Source organism: Aeromonas sp. 600948, from assembly GCF_049174875.1.
GTDB classification, from domain to species: Bacteria; Pseudomonadota; Gammaproteobacteria; order Enterobacterales; family Aeromonadaceae; genus Aeromonas; species Aeromonas veronii_A.
Map to the genome: position 1 here is coordinate 1 of NZ_JAAKTY010000051.1, position 543 is coordinate 543.

A 543-nucleotide genomic window follows, 5' to 3' on the forward strand; every position below is an offset into this window, starting at 1 on the left:
CAACTGCCTCAACTGCCTCAACTGCCTCAACTGCCTCAACTGCCTCAACTGCCTCAACTGCCTCAACTGCCTCAACTCATCATTCACCTATATGTTCTTCTATAGAAGTAAGCGCTGTTCCCAAACCACTGCTGAGTGGTGAATGGTTAATGGTTGGATCACTTGGCGTGAACATCGTCAGCCAGCTGATATCGCCCTACATATACCCATTTGCCCAATTGCGGGCGTTTTCCCTTGTAGGGTCTCAGTCGCAAGTCCATCTTGGCCTCCTTGTTTTCGGCCATTCTAGCAATCTGCAGGCTGCTTCTGTGGATAAGTTTGTATAAAAGCTGTGATTGGAGATGAATAACTAAAAAAGTGCCCTTTTTTGCAATTTTATTGCCGATAAGGGGTTGTCAGAAAGAATCTGTTCCCTATAATGCGCCTCCATCGACAGGGCAAGCGGCAACGCAAACAACCTCGTCGGTAACCTCGAAAAGCCTTTGAAAATAAGGCTTGACTCGAGAAGGCGGTTGAGTAGAATTCCACTCCCGCAGCAACACA

1 pseudogene is annotated in these 543 nt (G+C 47.5%); it reads right to left on the reverse strand.

Features of this window, described 5'->3' with window-relative positions:
* Positions 1-173 precede the first annotated feature (173 nt).
* A pseudogene (locus G5182_RS20130) lies at positions 174-284 on the reverse strand (gamma carbonic anhydrase family protein); the annotation flags it as partial.
* Positions 285-543 lie beyond the last annotated feature (259 nt).